At 70.6% G+C, this 17463-nt stretch carries 15 protein-coding genes; 8 read left to right on the top strand and 7 right to left on the bottom strand.

Going from position 1 to position 17463, the window contains the following annotated elements:
- Positions 1–4: 4 nt before the first annotated feature.
- Positions 5–595, bottom strand: a complete 591-nt coding sequence (locus OG524_RS10305; protein WP_405391237.1) for a TetR family transcriptional regulator — start codon at positions 593–595, stop codon at positions 5–7.
- 609 nt (positions 596–1204) lie between these two features.
- On the opposite strand from OG524_RS10305, the gene OG524_RS10300 reads away from it, so the two are divergent.
- The gene (locus OG524_RS10300) at positions 1205–1993 is read left to right on the top strand and encodes a putative protein N(5)-glutamine methyltransferase (RefSeq protein ID WP_405391238.1); all 789 of its coding nucleotides are present in this window, start codon (positions 1205–1207) and stop codon (positions 1991–1993) included.
- 274 nt (positions 1994–2267) lie between these two features.
- On the opposite strand, the gene OG524_RS10295 is transcribed toward OG524_RS10300, so the two are convergent.
- A complete protein-coding gene (locus OG524_RS10295) occupies positions 2268–2816 on the bottom strand; it encodes a pyridoxamine 5'-phosphate oxidase family protein (RefSeq protein WP_405809923.1) in 549 nt (182 codons plus the stop codon).
- Between the two features lie 143 nt (positions 2817–2959).
- On the opposite strand from OG524_RS10295, the gene OG524_RS10290 reads away from it, so the two are divergent.
- On the top strand, positions 2960–5956 hold the full coding sequence (locus tag OG524_RS10290; protein ID WP_405391240.1) for a bifunctional [glutamine synthetase] adenylyltransferase/[glutamine synthetase]-adenylyl-L-tyrosine phosphorylase: 2997 nt from the start codon (positions 2960–2962) through the stop codon (positions 5954–5956).
- Between the two features lie 198 nt (positions 5957–6154).
- Here OG524_RS10290 and OG524_RS10285 read toward each other — a convergent pair whose 3' ends face one another.
- Both OG524_RS10285 and OG524_RS10280 read right to left on the bottom strand, forming a co-directional pair.
- Complete coding sequence (locus OG524_RS10285; RefSeq protein ID WP_405391241.1) at positions 6155–7135, bottom strand: phosphatase PAP2 family protein; 981 nt, start codon at positions 7133–7135, stop codon at positions 6155–6157.
- Positions 7136–7211: 76 nt separating this feature from the next.
- The gene (locus OG524_RS10280; RefSeq protein ID WP_405391242.1) at positions 7212–8255 is read right to left on the bottom strand and encodes a LacI family DNA-binding transcriptional regulator; all 1044 of its coding nucleotides are present in this window, start codon (positions 8253–8255) and stop codon (positions 7212–7214) included.
- A gap of 370 nt (positions 8256–8625) precedes the next feature.
- Here OG524_RS10280 and OG524_RS10275 point away from each other — a divergent pair, with 370 nt between their 5' ends.
- From OG524_RS10275 to OG524_RS10255, 5 genes are all read left to right on the top strand, one after another.
- Entirely contained in the window at positions 8626–9897 is a 1272-nt protein-coding gene (locus OG524_RS10275) for an extracellular solute-binding protein (RefSeq protein WP_405391243.1), read from the top strand.
- Between the two features lie 21 nt (positions 9898–9918).
- Positions 9919–10935 (top strand): carbohydrate ABC transporter permease, encoded by a 1017-nt coding sequence (locus OG524_RS10270; protein ID WP_405391244.1) that lies wholly within the window; start codon positions 9919–9921, stop codon positions 10933–10935.
- Entirely contained in the window at positions 10932–11810 is an 879-nt protein-coding gene (locus OG524_RS10265; protein WP_405391245.1) for a sugar ABC transporter permease, read from the top strand. Before OG524_RS10270 ends, OG524_RS10265 begins: the two co-directional genes overlap by 4 nt.
- A 98-nt stretch (positions 11811–11908) precedes the next feature.
- A complete protein-coding gene (locus OG524_RS10260) occupies positions 11909–13585 on the top strand; it encodes an alpha-amylase family glycosyl hydrolase (RefSeq protein ID WP_405809920.1) in 1677 nt (558 codons plus the stop codon).
- On the top strand, positions 13570–14628 hold the full coding sequence (locus OG524_RS10255; protein ID WP_405391247.1) for a LacI family DNA-binding transcriptional regulator: 1059 nt from the start codon (positions 13570–13572) through the stop codon (positions 14626–14628). The genes OG524_RS10260 and OG524_RS10255 overlap by 16 nt, the downstream gene beginning before the upstream one ends.
- A 625-nt stretch (positions 14629–15253) precedes the next feature.
- On the opposite strand, the gene OG524_RS10250 is transcribed toward OG524_RS10255, so the two are convergent.
- The 3 genes from OG524_RS10250 to OG524_RS10240 are packed head-to-tail and all read right to left on the bottom strand — an operon-like array spanning position 15254 to position 16748.
- Positions 15254–15655, bottom strand: coding sequence for a hypothetical protein (locus OG524_RS10250; protein WP_405391248.1), 402 nt, complete (start codon positions 15653–15655; stop codon positions 15254–15256).
- An 8-nt stretch (positions 15656–15663) separates the two neighbouring features.
- The gene (locus tag OG524_RS10245; protein ID WP_405391249.1) at positions 15664–15873 is read right to left on the bottom strand and encodes a DUF397 domain-containing protein; all 210 of its coding nucleotides are present in this window, start codon (positions 15871–15873) and stop codon (positions 15664–15666) included.
- Positions 15870–16748: a helix-turn-helix domain-containing protein gene (locus OG524_RS10240; RefSeq protein ID WP_405809917.1), complete on the bottom strand. Its 879-nt coding sequence runs from the start codon at positions 16746–16748 to the stop codon at positions 15870–15872. Before OG524_RS10240 ends, OG524_RS10245 begins: the two co-directional genes overlap by 4 nt.
- 164 nt (positions 16749–16912) lie before the next feature.
- On the opposite strand from OG524_RS10240, the gene OG524_RS10235 reads away from it, so the two are divergent.
- Positions 16913–17350, top strand: coding sequence for an ATP-binding protein (locus tag OG524_RS10235; RefSeq protein WP_405809915.1), 438 nt, complete (start codon positions 16913–16915; stop codon positions 17348–17350).
- Positions 17351–17463: the final 113 nt, after the last annotated feature.

Below are 17463 nucleotides of genomic sequence, written 5' to 3'. Positions count from 1 at the left end.
TCCCTCAGGCGAAGCCGCGCCCCATCTCGTCGAGGATCTCGTCGATCACCGCGCCCGGCCCCCGCGCCTGGTCCTCCTCGATCCACAGCCGCATCGCGATCCGCAGCGACGACAGGAATGCCGCAGCCAGGACCAAGGGCCGTACGTCCCCCGCGACCGGACCCTGGCGGGAGGCCACGGCCTCGGCCAGGTCCCGCTCCAGGGCCGCGTGGTTGGCGAGCTGGCGGGCGAGCAGCGAGGGGTGGCGCATGGCCAGCCGGGTCCGCACGGCCCACTCGCGCTCCGGCGGAGCGATGCGCCGCGAGAAATCGGCCGCCGCCGCCCGGAGCGCGGTCCAGGCGTGTTCCTCGGCGGGGCGGTCGCGGACCGCGAGGACCAGCGCCCTGATGTGCTGTTCCTCGCCGTACAGGAGCGCGTCCTCCTTGTTCGTGAAGTAGTTGGAGAACGTCCGGCGGGAGATCCCGGCCGCGTCGGCGACCGCCTCCACCGTCACATGATCGAAGCCGTGCTCGACGGTGAGGCGCAGTGTCGCCTCGTGCACGGCCTGCCGGGTGGCTTCCTTCTTGCGCTCCCGCAGTCCCACAGAGCTCTCCATGCCGCCATTATCTTCCTGATCTCCGCGGGGGATCGCGGTGGCCGGTGTCGCCGCCGCGTTCGTCCTGACGCCGACGGAGCCGTGCGACAGCACCGGCCTCCGAGCCTCCGGCCGGCCGAACTCCGGTCGCGGTACGGGCACTCGGGGGCCAGCGAGGATGTCGACGTGCTGAAGGAGCATTCACGCGTACCTCCCTGCGGCGTGCAACGGCGCCTGCGGAGCGGGATCACGCCGGCCCCGTGTTCATCAGCGGCAAGGGCTCCCGCATCGACCGGTCCGGCGCCATCGGCCCCGCGCCCGAGCGGTACGTCATCCGGTACGCGACGAACTGCGGCTGATCCACCGGCGGCAGCCCGCACCACGGGCGCCGCGGCGGTACACCGTGCCCCGCCGCCCAGGACCGGGCGGGGCACGGGGCCCGGCTCGTCCCGCCCGTGCGGCGGGCAGGAGCATTCCGGTAGTGTGACGCGTCCCGAGACCGGGACCGACCCAGGAGGTGAGACCCATTACCGCTTCAGCAGGCTGGGCGCTCACTCCTCGCCGTCGTGTGGCCGACCGGGCCTGAGCGATCGCGGAGCGCCCATCGGTTCATCCGAAAGGCTCCGCCCCATGCAGGAATTCGCCCCACCGCTCACCTTCTCGACCCTCGTCACCACGCTCCGTGCCGCCGGCTGCGTCTTCGCCGAGGACGAGGCGGAACTCCTTCTGGCCACGGCGGCCGACCCCGCCGCGCTCGCCACCATGCTGGAACGCCGGGCAGCCGGTCTGCCGCTTGAACACGTACTCGGCTGGGCCGAGTTCTGGGGACTGCGGATCTCCGTCGCCCCCGGGGTCTTCGTGCCCCGGCGGCGTACCGAATTCCTCGTCCGGCAGGCCGCGGCGCTCACCCCGGCTCCTGCGGTCGTGGTCGACCTCTGCTGCGGTTCCGGGGCGCTGGGTACGGCGCTGGCCTCGTCGCTGGACGGCGTCGAACTGCACGCCGCCGACGTCGAACCCGCCGCCGTGCGCTGTGCCCGGCGCAATGTGGGCGGTCTCGGCACGGTCTACGAGGGCGACCTCTTCGCACCCCTGCCCCGTTCGCTGCGCGGGCGGGTCGACGTCCTGCTCGCCAATGTGCCGTACGTGCCCACCGGTGACGTCGCCCTGCTGCCCGCGGAGGCGCGCGTCCACGAACCCCGCGTCGCGCTCGACGGAGGCGGCGACGGCCTCGACGTGATGCGGCGCGTCGTCGCCGAGGCGGCCGACTGGCTGGCCCCGGGCGGCAGCCTGCTGGTCGAGACCAGCGAACGGCAGGCCGCGCGCGCCGAGGAGACGGTGGGGAGCCGTGGACTCCTCGCGCGCACCGTCGTCTCCGAGGAGCTGTACGCCACCGTCGTCATCGGGACCCGGCCCCGGTAGGCGACGAGGGCGGGGCAGCCGGCCCTCCGGTATCCGACGGGGGGGCTGGCATCCGGCTCAGGCCCGCTGTCCGACGGGGGGCCGGCATCCGGCTCAAGCCCGGTATCCGGCGGGGAGGCCGGCATCCGGCTCAGGCCCGCTGTCCGACGGGGGGCCGGCATCCGGCTCAGGCCCGGTATCCGGCGGGGAGGCCGGCATCCGGCTCAGGCCCGCTGTCCGACGGGGGGCCGGCATCCGGCTCAGGCCCGCTGTCCGCGGGTCCGGGGCTCCCGGCTCAGGCGAAGAGCCAGCGCGTCTGGCCGTACGGGTCGCCCTTGGCGAAGCCGAAGGCCGTGCGGGGGGCCACCGCGAAGACCTCCGCACGGCCGCCGGCACCGTTGGAGAACATGCCGTCCGTGACACCGAAGTGCCAGTCGGCGCCGTACTTCTCCTCCCACGCCTCGGCCAGCGCGATCAGCCGCTTCTCGTCCGTCACCCGGGCCGCCCTGCCCTCGACCACGACGTCGAAGCCCTCTTCGAGGGCGTTGGCGCCGGTGGTCAGGACGACCTCCGGATTCGCGGCCAGATTCCGCGCCTTGCGTTCCGAGGGACCGGTGCAGAAGTGCAGGGCGCCGTCCGACCACACCCCGATCAGCGGGGTGACGTGCGGGCGGCCGTCCGGCCGGACCGTGGAGAGCCAGTACAGCTCCGCGCCGCTCAGGAGCGCGACCGCCTCCTGCCACGGGCGTGCGGTGGCGCCCTCACTGCTGTAACGGGCGTCCAGCGCCGTTTCGGGGGTGGTGCCGGGAGCGGCGGTGTCCTCACCCTTGTGGTCGTCCGGCATGGCGGTCCTCCTGGAAGTGTCGTGCGTGGGCGTTCCGGTCATCGTGTCCGTGAAGCAGGGACTCTGCCTCCGCGCCCAATTCATCGGCGCGGGACTAGGCTCGTAGAGCGGGCAAGTGTGGTCGGCGGTCAGGAGAACACGGAATGACGACGGTGCCGGGACGCAGAAGCAGTACCTTCACCCGACTGCTGCGGCACGGTTTCACCGATCCGTCCGCCGCCGAACGACTGCTCGACCTTCCCGAGCTCGGTACCGTACGGGCCGATCCCGTCCTCTTCGACGCCCTCGGGGCGACGTCCGACCCCGACCTCGCCCTGCACAGCCTCGTCCGGCTCGTCGAGGCCGAGGAGGCCGAGGAGCGGCAGATCCTGCTGGACACGCTCGTCGCCGCCAAGCCGCTGCGGGACCGCCTCCTCGGCGTCCTCGGCGCCTCCGAGGCCCTCGGCGACCACCTCGCGCGCCACCCGCGCGACTGGCAGGCGCTCGTCACGTACGAAGCCACCGATCTGCACCCCGGGGTCGCGGAATTCGAGCACCTGCTCGCCGACGCCGTCGACCCGGACTCGCTGCGGGTCGCCTACCGCCGGTCCCTGCTGTCGATAGCGGCCCGCGACGTGTGCGGGACCACGGACCTCGCGCAGGTCGCCGCCGAACTGGCGGACCTGGCGACGGCCACGCTGCGGGCCGCCCTCGCCATAGCCCGTACCGACGCGCCCGCCGACGCCGCCCAGTGCCGGCTCGCGGTCATCGCGATGGGCAAATGCGGCGGGCACGAGCTGAACTACGTCTCCGACGTCGACGTGATCTTCGTGGGCGAGCCCGTCGAAGGGGCGGAGGAGAACCGGGCCATGCAGGCCGCCACCCGGCTCGCCGCCCACATGATGCGGATCTGCTCCGACACCACCGTCGAAGGCACCATCTGGCCCGTCGACGCCAACCTGCGCCCCGAAGGCCGCAACGGACCCCTGGTGCGGACCCTGTCCTCGCACCTCGCCTACTACCAGCGCTGGGCCAAGACCTGGGAGTTCCAGGCACTGCTGAAGGCCCGGCCGGTGGCCGGGGACCCCGAGCTCGGCGCGGAGTACGTCGAGGCCGTCTCGCCCCTGGTGTGGCAGGCCGCCGACCGGGAGAACTTCGTCGGCGACGTCCAGCAGATGCGCCGCCGCGTCGTCGACAACATCCCCGTCGACCGCGTCGACCGCGAGCTCAAGCTGGGCCCCGGCGGGCTGCGGGACGTCGAATTCGCCGTACAGCTCCTCCAGCTCGTCCACGGGCGCAGCGACAGCACCCTGCGCTCCGGCTCCACCCTGACGGCCCTGCGGGCGCTCGCCGACGGCGGGTACGTCGGGCGGGCGGACGCGGCGCAGCTCGACGACGCCTACCGCTTCCTGCGCTCCATGGAGCACCGCATCCAGCTCTACCGGCTGCGCCGCACCCACCTCGTCCCCGAGGGCGAAGCGGACCTGCGGCGGCTGGGCCGCTCCCTCGGGCTGCGTACGGACCCGGTCGCCGAGCTCAACCGGGCGTGGCGGCGGCACGCCTCCGTGGTGCGCCGGCTGCACGAGAAGCTCTTCTACCGGCCGCTGCTCGACGCCGTGGCCCAGCTCGCGCCCGGCGAGAGCCGGCTCAGCGCGAAGGCCGCCGTCGTCCGGCTGGAGGCCCTCGGATACGCCGACCCGGCAGCGGCGCTGCGGCACCTGGAGGCCCTGTCGTCGGGGGTCTCCCGCAAGGCGGCCATCCAGCGCACCCTGCTGCCGGTGCTGCTCGGCTGGTTCGCGGACTCCGCCGACCCGGACGCCGGGCTCCTCGGCTTCCGCCAGGTGTCCGACGCGCTCGGCAAGACCCCCTGGTACCTGCGGCTCCTGCGGGACGAGGGGGCGGCGGCGGAAAACCTCGCCCGGGTCCTGTCAGCCGGCCGGCTCGCCCCCGACCTGCTCATGCGCGCCCCCGAGGCCGTCGCCATCCTCGGCGACCCGGAAGGGCTGAAGCCGCGTACCCGGGAGAACCTGGACCAGGAGGTGCTGGCCGCCGTGGGCCGTGCGCAGGGCGCCGAGGCGGCCGTCGCGGTCGCACGCGGCGTGCGGCGGCGCGAGCTGTTCCGCACGACGGCGGCCGACCTCACCGGCTCGTACGGCACCGAGGACAACCCCGCCGAACGGGACCCGGGCGCGCTCGTCGACCGGGTCGGCTCCGCCGTCACCGACCTGAACGCCGCCACGCTCTCCGGCGCCCTGCGCGCGGCCGTACGCGAACAGTGGGGCGATACCCTGCCGACCCGGTTCGCGGTCATAGGCATGGGCCGCTTCGGCGGTCATGAGCTGAGCTACGGCTCCGACGCGGACGTCCTGTTCGTGCACGCGCCCCGCGAGGGCGTGAGCGACGAGGAGGCCGCCCGGGCCGCGAACACCGTCATCACGGAGATGCGCAGACTGCTGCAGCTGCCGACGGCCGACCCGCCGCTCCTCATCGACGCCGACCTGCGCCCGGAGGGCAAGAGCGGGCCGCTGGTACGCACCCTGAAGTCCTACGAGGCCTACTACCGGCGCTGGGCCCTCGTCTGGGAGAGCCAGGCACTGCTGCGCGCCGAGCCGATGGCGGGGGACGAGGAACTGGGACGTGCCTTCGTCGAACTGATCGACCCGCTCCGCTACCCGGCCGAAGGGCTGGGGGAGGACGCGGTCCGCGAGATCCGGCGGCTCAAGGCGCGCATGGAGTCCGAACGGATGCCGCGGGGCGCCGACCCGACGCTCCACACCAAGCTCGGGCGGGGCGGCCTCAGCGACGTCGAGTGGACCGTGCAGCTGATGCAGATGCAGCACGGCTGGGCCGAGCCCGGCCTGCGCACGACCCGCACCCGCGAGGCACTGGCCGCGGCCTGCGCGGCGGAGCTGATCCCCGCGGAGGAGGCACAGACCCTGGACGAGGCGTGGGTGCTGGCCGCGCGGGTGCGGAACGCGGTGATGCTGGTCCGGGGACGGCCGAGCGACATGTTCCCCTCGAACCCGCGGGAACTGACGGCGGTCGGCCGCTACCTGGGCTATGAGCCCGGGCACGCGGGGGACATGCTGGAGGACTACCGGCGGATCACGCGGCGGGCGCGGGCGGTGGTGGAGGAGCGGTTCTACGGGGCGGCGGGCTGAGGGGGCCGCGCCTGCGGTGGGCGGTGCCGCGTGTGCCGGCGGGCTGGGGTCGCGGCCCCTCGAACGCCGGGACGGGCTGAACAGCTGCCCTCAATCGCCGGACCGGCCGGGTGGTCGCGTCCGACCTCGGGGGAAGGGGCCGAACCAAGCCCCTCCGGCGATTGAGGAGCGGGGTCAGGGGCGGAGCCCCGGGGTGGGTCAGGGGGAGCCGGGCGGGGCCGAGTGTGCGGGAGCCGGCTCCGCCCGCGTCGCGGCACGGGCCGAAGAAGCCACGGGCACGGGCACAGACGCACGCCCCCGCCCGGGCAACCGCCACCCCCCGCCCCCCGCCGAAGGCACCCGCTTCGGCAACCGGTGCGGCAACGCCCCGTACCACGCGTACGACACCGCGTAGCCGAACATCAGGCAGACCATCCCGCCGACCGCGTCCAGCCAGAAGTGGTTCGCCGTCGCCACGATCACGACCAGCGTGGCCGCCGGGTACAGCAGGCCCAGGATCCGCGCCCACGGGGCGGAGGCCAGCGCGAAGATGGTCAGACCGCACCAAAGCGACCAGCCGATGTGCATCGACGGCATCGCCGCGTACTGGTTCGACATGTGCTTGAAGTTGCCCGAGGCCATCGAACCCCAGGTCTGGTGCACCATCACCGTGTCTATGAAGCTCCCGCCGTTCATCAGCCTGGGCGGGGCCAGCGGGAACAGGTAGTACCCGAGCAGGGCCACGGCCGTCGTGGCGAAGAGGACCAGACGGGAGGCCGCGTAGCGGCCCGGATGACGGCGGAACAGCCACACCAGCACACCGATGGTGACCACGAAGTGCAGCGTCGCGTAGTAGTAGTTCATCGACACGATCAGCCATGTCACCGAGTTGACGGCCTGGTTGAAGGTCTCCTCGAACGCGAGCCCCACCGTGTGCTCCAGCGACCAGATCCAGTCGGCGTTGCGCAGGGCCGCGGCCTTCTGCTCGGGCACGGCGTTGCGTACGAGCGAGTACAGCCAGTAACTGACCGCGATGAGAAGGATCTCGAACCAGAGCCGGGGCCGGCGCGGGGAGCGCAGCGAGCGCAGTCGGCCGTGCCCGACGGTTCTGGTGGAACCGGTGGCCGTCGGTTCGTCCGTGACGGATGACGGGCCGGCCGCGGTGCGGTCTTCCTGTGTGGTCACGTGCGATTCACCCATAGGCGCAGAGTCTGCCAGATACGTCCCCCTCCGCCCGATCATCCTCCGGTCGGGTTCGGGTCGCACGTTCTCCACCCTAAAGACGAGGACGAGGTCCTGCGGAAGGACCGGGACCCGAGGCCGTTGAACCACGAACGACCAGTTCAGGCATGAAGACGAACTCGCTGTGCGGAGCGGGCGTGCCGCCGATCTCCTCCAGCAGCGTGCGCACCGAGGCCTGGCCCATGGCGGTCACCGGCTGCCGGATGGTGGTCAGCGGCGGATCGGTGAACGCTATGAGGGGCGAGTCGTCGTAACCGACCACCGAGAGGTCGCGCGGAACCTCCATCGACAGCCGGCGGGCCGCCCGGATCGCACCGAGCGCCATCATGTCGCTCGCGCACACCACCGCGGTGCAGCCGCGCTCCATCAGCGCCGAGGCGGCGGCCTGACCGCCCTCCAGTGTGTACAGGGAGTGCTGGATCAGTTCCTCCACGGCGTCCGGGTCCAGACCCAGCTGGTCCCGCATCGTGGCGTGGAAGCCCTCTATCTTGCGGAGCACCGGCACGAAGCGCTTGGGGCCGACCGCGAGACCGATGCGCTGATGCCCCAGCGCCACCAGGTGCGTCACCGCGAGCCGCATCGCGGCCCGGTCGTCGGGCGAGATGAACGGCGCCTGAACCTTGGGCGAGAAGCCGTTGACCAGGACGAAGGGGACGCCCTGCGCGCGCAGTTGCTCGTAGCGCTGCATGTCGGCGGAGGTGTCGGCGTGCAGTCCGGAGACGAAGATGATGCCCGAGACGCCACGGTCGACGAGCATCTCGGTGAGCTCGTCCTCGGTGGAGCCGCCGGGGGTCTGGGTCGCCAGCACCGGCGTGTAGCCCTGCCGGGTCAGCGCCTGGCCGATGACCTGGGCCAGTGCCGGGAAGATGGGGTTCTCGAGCTCGGGGGTGATCAGGCCGACCAGGCCGGCGCTACGCCTGCGCAGCCGCACCGGACGCTCGTAGCCGAGGACGTCGAGTGCCGCGAGGACGGATTCACGGGTGGTCGCTGCTACACCGGGCTTGCCGTTCAGTACGCGGCTGACCGTCGCTTCGCTGACCCCCGCCTGAGCTGCGATATCGGCAAGCCGTGCGGTCATGGAAGTGGACTGTACCGGGCGCGTCCCGTATTGCCCACCACGCGCGGTATTCGGGCAGTCCCCCCGGCGGGCCAGGCCCTTCGGCCTCCCTCCGGCCTTCCTTTGGCAACATCTTGCAACGCCTTGCGGGCGCTGCCGGTCGGACGCGATCGGATCGTCGTACCGCCATGGAACGGGGCCTGGCCTGGTGTGGGCAGGCTCAAGCGGGTTCCGTCAAGAGGCTTGACGGCAACCTTGAGGACACGCCAATGTAACGATCGCCGGGGCTTGCAGAAATCTTCCGCAAAGTCTTTCGGCCGTCTTTCATCCTTGTTACGTTCACGTCGACCCGGCGCCGCGACGGAGCGGTACGGCAGTTGAAGGAGTTCAGATGCGACGTGGCATAACGGCCACCGCCCTGGTCGCGGCCCTGGCGCTCGCGGCGACCGCCTGCGGCAGTGACGACGAGACCGGCGGAAGCAAGAGCTCGGGCGAGCTCTCCGGCACGGTGACGTGGTGGGACACCTCGAACGTCGGCAGCGAGGACAAGGTCTTCAAGAAGATCGCCGAGGGCTTCGAGAAGAAGCACCCGAAGGTCGACGTCAAGTACGTCAGCGTCCCCTTCGGCGACGCGCAGAACAAGTTCAAGAACGCCGCGCAGGCCGGCTCCGGCGCCCCGGACGTCATCCGCTCCGAGGTCGCCTGGACCCCGGACTTCGCGAACCTCGGCTACCTCGCCCCGCTGGACGGCACCAGCGCGCTGAAGGACGAGAGCGACTTCCTTCCGCAGGCCGCCGCGTCCACCAAGTACGACGGCAAGACCTACGCCGTCCCGCAGGTCATCGACTCCATGGGCATCTTCTACAACAAGAAGATCTTCAAGGAGGCCGGCGTCGAGCCGCCCGCGACCATCGCGGACCTGAAGTCGATCTCCAAGAAGATCAAGGACAAGACCGGCAAGACCGGTCTCTACCTGCGCGGCGACGACCCGTACTACTTCCTCTCCTTCCTGTACGGCGAGGGCGGCGACCTGGTCGACGCCGAGGGCAAGGCCGTCACGGTCGACAGCCCCGAGGGCGTCAAGGCGTTCAAGGTCGTCAAGGACCTGGTCGACTCCGGCACCGCGAAGACGGATGCCACGGACGGCTGGGAGAACATGATGCAGTCGTTCAAGAACGGCGACGTCGCGATGATGATCAACGGCCCGTGGGCCGTCGGCGACACGCTGACCGGCAAGGAGTTCACCGACAAGGCGAACCTGGGCATCTCCGCGGTGCCGGCCGGCTCGGCCGCGCAGGGCGCCCCGCAGGGCGGCCACAACCTCGCCGTCTACGCGGGCTCCAAGAACCTGGACGCCTCCTACGCCTTCGTCGAGTACATGACCTCGGTGGAGAGCCAGGCGCAGACCGCCGGCGAGCTGAACCTGCTCCCGACCCGCACCTCCGTGTACGCCAAGCAGGAGGCCGTGGACAGCGAGATCGTCCAGTTCTTCAAGCCCGTCGTCGAGACCGCCGTCGAGCGTCCCTGGATCCCCGAGGCGGGCAGCCTCTTCGCCCCGCTCGGCACCGAGTACACCAAGGTCCTCACCGGCCAGACCACGCCCGAGAAGGGCGCCAAGGCGACCGGCGACTCCTACCGCAAGCTCCTCGAGGGCTGGAAGTAACCCAGGAAGGCAGGCCGGCTGATGGCTGTCCACACCAGCCAGTCGGTGGCGAAGGCCGCGGGCGACGACGTCGCCCGCGGCCGGAGCCGCGGTACTGGTACCCCCCCGCCGCCGAGCAGGCTCCGGCGGGCCCTCTCGGTCCACTGGTACGCCTGGACCATGGTCGCCCCGGTCGTGATCGTGATCGGCGTGATCATCGGCTATCCGCTGTTCCGCGGCATCTGGCTGTCGCTGACCGACGCCGATGAGCGCAACGTCGCACGGTCGATCGGCGTCAACGAGATCCCCGCCACCTACGAGTTCGTGGGCGTGGACAACTACGTCGACGCCCTGACGGGCGGCCAGTTCCTCGGCACACTCGGCTGGACGCTGGTGTGGACGGTCTCCTGCGTGGGCATCACCTTCTGCCTCGGTATGGCCCTCGCCAACATCCTCAACCGCCGCATCGCCGGACGCTCCGCCTACCGCATGGCCCTGATCCTGCCCTGGGCCATCCCCGGCTTCGTCTCGGTCTTCGCCTGGCGCTTCCTCTACAACGAGGACCGCGGGCTGCTCAACAAGATCCTCACCGGCAGCGGTTTCGAGGGCATAGCCTGGCTGGACGACCCCACCTGGGCGAAGGTCTCCGTCATCGCCGTCAACGTCTGGCTCGGCGTCCCGTTCATCATGGTCGCCCTGCTCGGCGGACTGCAGTCGATCCCCTCGGAGCAGTACGAGGCCGCGGAGATGGACGGCGCGACCGCCTGGCAGCGGTTCCGCCACGTCACGCTCCCCGGACTGCGCCCGGTGTCCACCACGGTGATCCTGCTCTCCACCATCTGGACCTTCAACATGTTCCCGGTGATCTTCCTGCTGACCCGCGGCGGACCCGGTGAGGCCACCCAGATCCTGGTCACCCAGGCGTACAAATTCTCCTTCGAGATCAGCCCGCGCGACTTCGCGCAGTCCTCCACCTGGGGCGTGCTGATCCTCGTACTCCTGATGCTCTTCGCCGTGGTCTACCGGCGAGTGCTCCGCACGCAGGGAGACAACTGGTGACCACCCTCACCGAAACCACCGCACGGCACGCCGTCCGCAAGCCCCGGGGGCGCGGTGACCGCTCCCCGGCCGCCTCCGTGGCCCTGCACCTCACGCTGATCGCCGCGTCCGTGATCGCGGTCTTCCCGGTGCTGTGGGTGCTGCTGACCTCGCTGAAGCCCGCCAAGTTCGCCACGACTTCGGACTTCTTCAAGGACACGACCTTCGAGAACTACACGAACCTGATCAAGGACACGGAGTTCCTGACCTGGTTCGGCAACTCGGTGGTCATCGCGGGACTCACCACGCTCATCGGTGTCTTCGTCTCCGCCACCACCGGCTACGCGGTCAGCCGCTTCCGGTTCCCCGGCAAGCGCGGACTGATGTGGACACTGCTGGTCACCCAGATGTTCCCGGTCGCCGTCCTCATCGTGCCGATCTACAACATCATGGCGACCATGGGCCTGCTCAACCAGCCGGCCGGTCTCGTCATCACCTACCTCACCATCTCGGTGCCGTTCTGCGCCTGGATGATGAAGGGCTTCTTCGACACGATCCCGCGCGAGATCGACGAGTCGGGAATGGTCGACGGCCTCACCCCGTTCGGCACGTTCTGGCGCCTGATCCTGCCGCTGGCCAAGCCCGGCCTCGCCGTCACCGCCTTCTACTCCTTCATCACCGCCTGGGGCGAAGTGGCTTACGCCTCCGCCTTCATGGTCGGTGACGAGAACCTCACCCTGGCCGGCGGACTGCAGAAGTTCGTCAACCAGTACGGCGCCCAGTGGGGCCCGATGACCGCGGCGTCCGTGCTCATCGCGATCCCGGCCGCACTGGTGTTCCTCTTCGCGCAGAAGCACCTGGTCACCGGCATGTCCGCCGGAGCAGTCAAGGGCTGACCGCGCGTTCGACCCGCACGACCGCACCCCGTCACGGCGGCGCCGGATCCCCGACCCGGTCCCGGCGCCGCTCCCCACCCAGACACCCCAGGGACGACATGACCCAGCACCTCGCTGCCCCCTCCACCGGCACGTCCGACGACGCCCCGGGCCCCCGTGCCGGCTGGTGGCAGGATGCGGTGATCTACCAGGTCTATCCACGGAGCTTCGCCGACGGAAACGGCGACGGCATGGGCGATCTCGCGGGCATCACCGCCCGGCTCCCCTATCTCAGGGACCTCGGCGTCGACGCCGTCTGGCTCAGCCCGTTCTACGCCTCCCCGCAGGCGGACGCGGGCTACGACGTCGCCGACTACCGGGCCATCGACCCGATGTTCGGCACCCTTCTGGACGCCGACGCCCTGATCCGCGAGGCCCACGACCTGGGCCTGCGCATCATCGTCGACCTGGTCCCCAACCACTCCTCCGACCAGCACGAGTGGTTCAAGCGCGCCCTGGCCGAGGGCCCCGGCTCCGCCCTGCGCGAGCGCTACCACTTCCGCCCCGGCAAGGGCACCGACGGCGAACTCCCGCCCAACGACTGGGAGTCGATCTTCGGCGGCCCGGCCTGGACCCGCACCACCGACCCGGACGGCACCCCCGGCGACTGGTACCTGCACCTCTTCGCGCCGGAACAGCCCGACTTCAACTGGGAGCACCCGGCCGTCGCCGACGAGTTCCGCTCGATCCTGCGCTTCTGGCTCGACATGGGCGTCGACGGCTTCCGCGTCGACGTCGCCCACGGCCTCGTCAAGGCCGAGGGACTGCCGGACCTCGGCGCGCACGACCAGCTGAAACTGCTGGGCAACGATGTCATGCCGTTCTTCGACCAGGACGGTGTGCACGAGATCTACCGCAGCTGGCGCGTCATCCTCGACGAGTACCCCGGCGAGCGGATCGCCGTCGCCGAGGCATGGACCCCCACCGTCGAGCGCACCGCCAACTACGTGCGCCCCGACGAGATGCACCAGGCCTTCAACTTCCAGTACCTGTCCACCGCCTGGGACGCCGACGAACTCCGCAAGGTCATCGATACCTCGCTCGACGCGATGCGTCCGGTGGGCGCCCCCACCACGTGGGTGCTGTCCAACCACGACGTCACCCGGCACTCCACCCGCTTCGCCAACCCGGCGGGCCTGGGCACCCAGATCCGTACCGCCGGCGACCGGGTGGCCGGACTGCGCAGGGCTCGCGCCGCGACCCTGCTGATGCTGGCGCTCCCCGGCTCCGCGTACGTCTACCAGGGTGAGGAGCTGGGCCTCCCGGACGTCACCGACCTGCCCGACGAGGCCCGCCAGGACCCGTCGTTCTTCCGCGCCGAGGGCCAGGACGGCTTCCGCGACGGATGCCGGGTGCCGATCCCGTGGACCCGTGAGGGCAGCTCGTACGGCTTCGGTGACGGCGGCAGCTGGCTGCCGCAGCCCGACAGCTGGGGCGAGCTCTCCGTCGAGGCGCAGACCGGTACGGAGGGCTCCACGCTGGAGCTGTACCGTGCCGCGATCGCCGCCCGCCGCGAGCAGCCGGGCCTCGGCGCCGGCACGGACGTCACCTGGCTGGACGCCCCCGAGGGCGTCATCGTCCTCGGCCGCCCCGGCTTCGTCTGCACCGTCAACACCACGGGCGCCCCCGTGCGGATGACGGCCCCCGGCACCGTGCTGCTCGCCAGCACGCCGGTCACCGTCGACGGCGACACGTTCGACCTGCCCGCGGACACCACGGTGTGGTGGACGGTGTGACCGTCCCCGCACCCAGGACCGGACCGGCGCTGCGGCTCTCCGACATCGCCGGTCAGGCCGCGGTCAGCGAGGCCACCGTCAGCCGGGTGCTCAACGGTAAGCCGGGCGTCGCGGACACCACGCGTCAGCGGGTGCTCGCGGCGCTCGACATCCTCGGCTACGAACGTCCCGTACGGCTGCGGCAGCGCAGCGCCGGGCTGATCGGGCTGGTGACTCCTGAACTCACCAACCCGATCTTTCCCGCGTTCGCGCAGTCCGTGGAGCAGGTCCTCGCCGGGCACGGCTACACGCCCGTGCTCTGCACCCAACTGCCCGGCGGCGCCACCGAGGACGAGCTGGTCGAACAACTCGTCGAGCGTGGCGTCGGCGGGATCGTCTTCCTCTCCGGGCTGCACGCCGACACGTCGGCGGACCCGGCACGGTACGCCGCGCTCACCGACCGCGGCGTGCCGTTCGTCCTGATCAACGGCTACAACGAGCGCATCAGTGCCCCGTTCGTCTCGCCCGACGACACGGCCGCCGTACGGATGGCCGTGTCGCACCTCGCCGAGCTCGGCCACCGGAAGGTCGGCCTGGCGATCGGGCCGCAGCGCTACGTGCCGTCCCGGCGCAAGCGGGACGGCTTCGTCGACGCGGCCGTCTCCGTGCTGGGGATGGACCGGGGCGAGGCCGAACTCCTGGTGTGCTCGACGCTGTTCGGCGTCGAGGGCGGCCAGGTCGCGGCGGGCACCCTGCTCGACGCGGGCTGCACCGGCATCGTCTGCGGCAGCGACCTGATGGCGCTGGGCGTCGTCAGGACGGCCCGGGGGAGAGGACTGGACGTCCCGCGTGACGTCTCCGTCGTCGGCTTCGACGACTCGCAGCTGATCGCGTTCACCGACCCGCCGCTGACCACGGTGCGCCAGCCGGTACAGGCGATGGCCGCTGCGGCGGTGGGGGCACTGCTGGAGGAGATCGCCGGAAGTCCCGTGCAGCGCACGGAATACGTGTTCCAGCCGGAGCTCGTGGTACGCGGTTCCACCGCGGCGGTGCGGGCCGCCTGAACGAGCGGGAAGCGGGGCCGGGTCCGGAGGGGGACCCGGCCCCGCTCTGTGCGCCCGGTGGGGGTGCTTTGGCCGTCATCGGGAAGTAGAGGACACCAGAATCGGACATAACGCCCGCATTTTGGTCCGTCTCCTCGCAGTGACGGAGGCACAGCAGTCACGCTGGGAGCCTAGGTTCCGGTCAGCGTCGTGGGCGGCCACGAGGCGCTTCAGCTCGACGCGAGGCCGGGCGGGAAGCATATGCAGGGCTTCCTCAAGCACGTCACGGGCATGCCTCACATCGGCGAAGGCGCACCCCCGGCACGAGCAGAAAGCTTCCTGGGGGTACAAGGGCCGCCGCCCCGGCGGCTGCAGAAACGCTCGATAGCGTCTTAGCGCGAGGGCCGTGGCACCGGGGAAGACGTAGTAGTCCGCAGAAAGGCGCTCTGCTCGATGTATCGCCAGGCTCGTACGGACGGAGAGCCCGTAGATGCGACTCGGCGGCGGATCCGCCCAGACGCGAGGGCCGTGTTGCAGGGCACGCAGGGTGCCAGGCCGTCTACGAGGCATCGGCCTTTCGGTTTGAGGTCACGGCGTCATCTTGCCAGCCGCACGCATACGTGGCCAGGGACTTACGGGATGGCACTCAGGTGTACGGCACGACCACGATCTGCACATCGTCCTCGTAGATGATCCGCCCGGGATCCGAGGAACGCAGCACCCGGTAATCGACCTCGTGGGCGGCCAGGATCTCCAGATAGCCAGGGACCCGCGTGAGGAGATGTGCGGCCGACGGCTTGAACCATGCCGCCGCGCCGGGGTTGATCCCGTCGTCGTAGACGGTGGGGTCAACGGTCGAGGGGTCGGTGTATGCGGCGTCGTACCAGCTGTTGTTGCTGCGGCGGAAGGACTCCTCCGCATCCGAGAGCCGCCCCTCCCGCGCCAGGTTGTTGACGAGCCCGAAGACCCCGGTGAAGTGGCCACGCCTGTTCCTGTGCGGCGACTGGAACCGTATGTACGTGGCGGCTTCGCCTCCGCTGCCGGGCATCCCCATCGTCAGTTCTCTGCGGCGTACGCCAGGAAGGCTTCCCAGGCGGTGGGGGCGAAGCGGAGGCGGGGGCCGGGCGCGTTCTTGGAGTCGCGGACGTGCACGGTGCCGGGTGTGGCCGCCAACTCGACGCAGTCGTTGCCGTCACCACTGCTGCTGTAGCTGCTCCTGAGCCACTCCAACTCCGTGGCTTCCTCTGCAGTGGCCTTGTGGATCATGTCTCTCCCAGCAGTTGCTCAACGAAGGCCAGTGACTCACGTGGCGTAAGAGCCTGCGCCCGGATCATGCCATAGCGCAGTCCAAGGATTCTGAGCTGCTTCGGGTCGGAGACCGGACGGCCGCTGAACGCCCCCTCGGAACGACCCACCGCGCTGCCGTCGGGGAATTTCAGCACCTCGATTAACCCGCCCGTCCCAGGATGTTCCTCCCGATGAGTAGGCATCACCTGGATTGCCACGTTCCGCAACCGCCCCAGCTCCAATAGGCGTTCGAGCTGGCCGCGTAGAACCATTGTGCCTCCGACGGGACGCCGTAGCGTCACCTCTTCCTGGACAAAGCTCAGCGACGGTGCGGGGGTCCGATCGAAGACGGACCGTCGAGCCAGGCGCGCGGCCACCACCCGCTCCATCTCGTCGTGCGTATAGGCCGGCAACCATGAGGCGAACAGCGCCCTCATATGCTCCTCGGTCTGCAACAAGCCGTTGATGTTGTGGTGGTGGTACGCCTCCAACTCGATGGTCCTGGCTTCCAGCTTCGCCAGATCCCGCACCTTCTTCGGATACCGGACCTCTGCCAGCTCTCGCTTCAACATGGCGAGCTTCCCGCCCGCGCCGAGCACCTCGTCCGCCCTGTCAAGGAACTCCGGGCGGGGGATGCGCCGGCCGCCCTCCACCTTGTAGACCAGGTCCTCGCCGTACCCGATCGCGGCCCCGAACTCACCGGCGCGCATGCCTGCTGCCTCCCGCCAGGCCTTGATCTGGCGGCCCACCGTGGCGGCCATGGCTACTCCCGACTCGTCGTCGGGATCGACCTCCCAGCCGGGCTCGTCCGCTCCGTCGTCCCCGCGTGTCGTAACTGCTTCATCCACGCTCATCCGTGCCCCACTTCCGACGCGTCTGCCGTTCTTGCACCAACCTCTGTCGTCCCCTGCGAGTCACCCCGGACAGCCGGGACAGCACTGGACAAGGGCTGGACAATCACCGTACGTAACCGTCCTGCCACTCCTCACAGTAAGCAAAAACGGCCACGCTGAGTGACGTGACCCAAGAAATCACCCGAACCGAACATTCCGCTCCGACACGGCAGTTCACCGTGCTGCTCTCGCCCACCCGCCGTGGAGCCAGGTTCGCCCGCCTGCTGGCCGCGGCACAGCTGGGCGACTGGGGGCTGGCCACGGAGCCGGCGGCGAACACCGTGGCCGAACTGGCCGCCAACGCGGCCGTGCACGGGCGCGTACCGGGCCGGGACTTCCGGCTGGGCCTCGCGGTCCACCGCGATGCGCTCCTCCGTATCGAGGTGACCGACACCCTGGGTGATCGGCTTTCTCCTGTGCCCGGAGCCGTCGAAATGCCTGCCGACGATGCCGAGTCGGGGCGCGGCCTGCTGATCGTCGGGGCGTTCGCGGACCGCTGGGGCATCGAGGTCGGGCCCGCGCCGCGAAAGACGGTCTGGGCCGAACTCGACCTCGGGCGGTGACCGCCGTCACCGGGTCGCGGGAACCCGTGACCCGGTGGGCCGGGACGCGGTGTGCCGGGACGCGGTGGCCCGCGACGCTAAAGGCTTTGAAAGGACTCGGGAAAATGACCCTT

Source organism: Streptomyces sp. NBC_01520, from assembly GCF_045040375.1.
Taxonomy (GTDB): domain Bacteria; phylum Actinomycetota; class Actinomycetes; order Streptomycetales; family Streptomycetaceae; genus Streptomyces.
The sequence above is the reverse complement of the archived record's forward strand: the minus strand, read 5'-3'. Positions and strand labels throughout refer to the sequence as shown.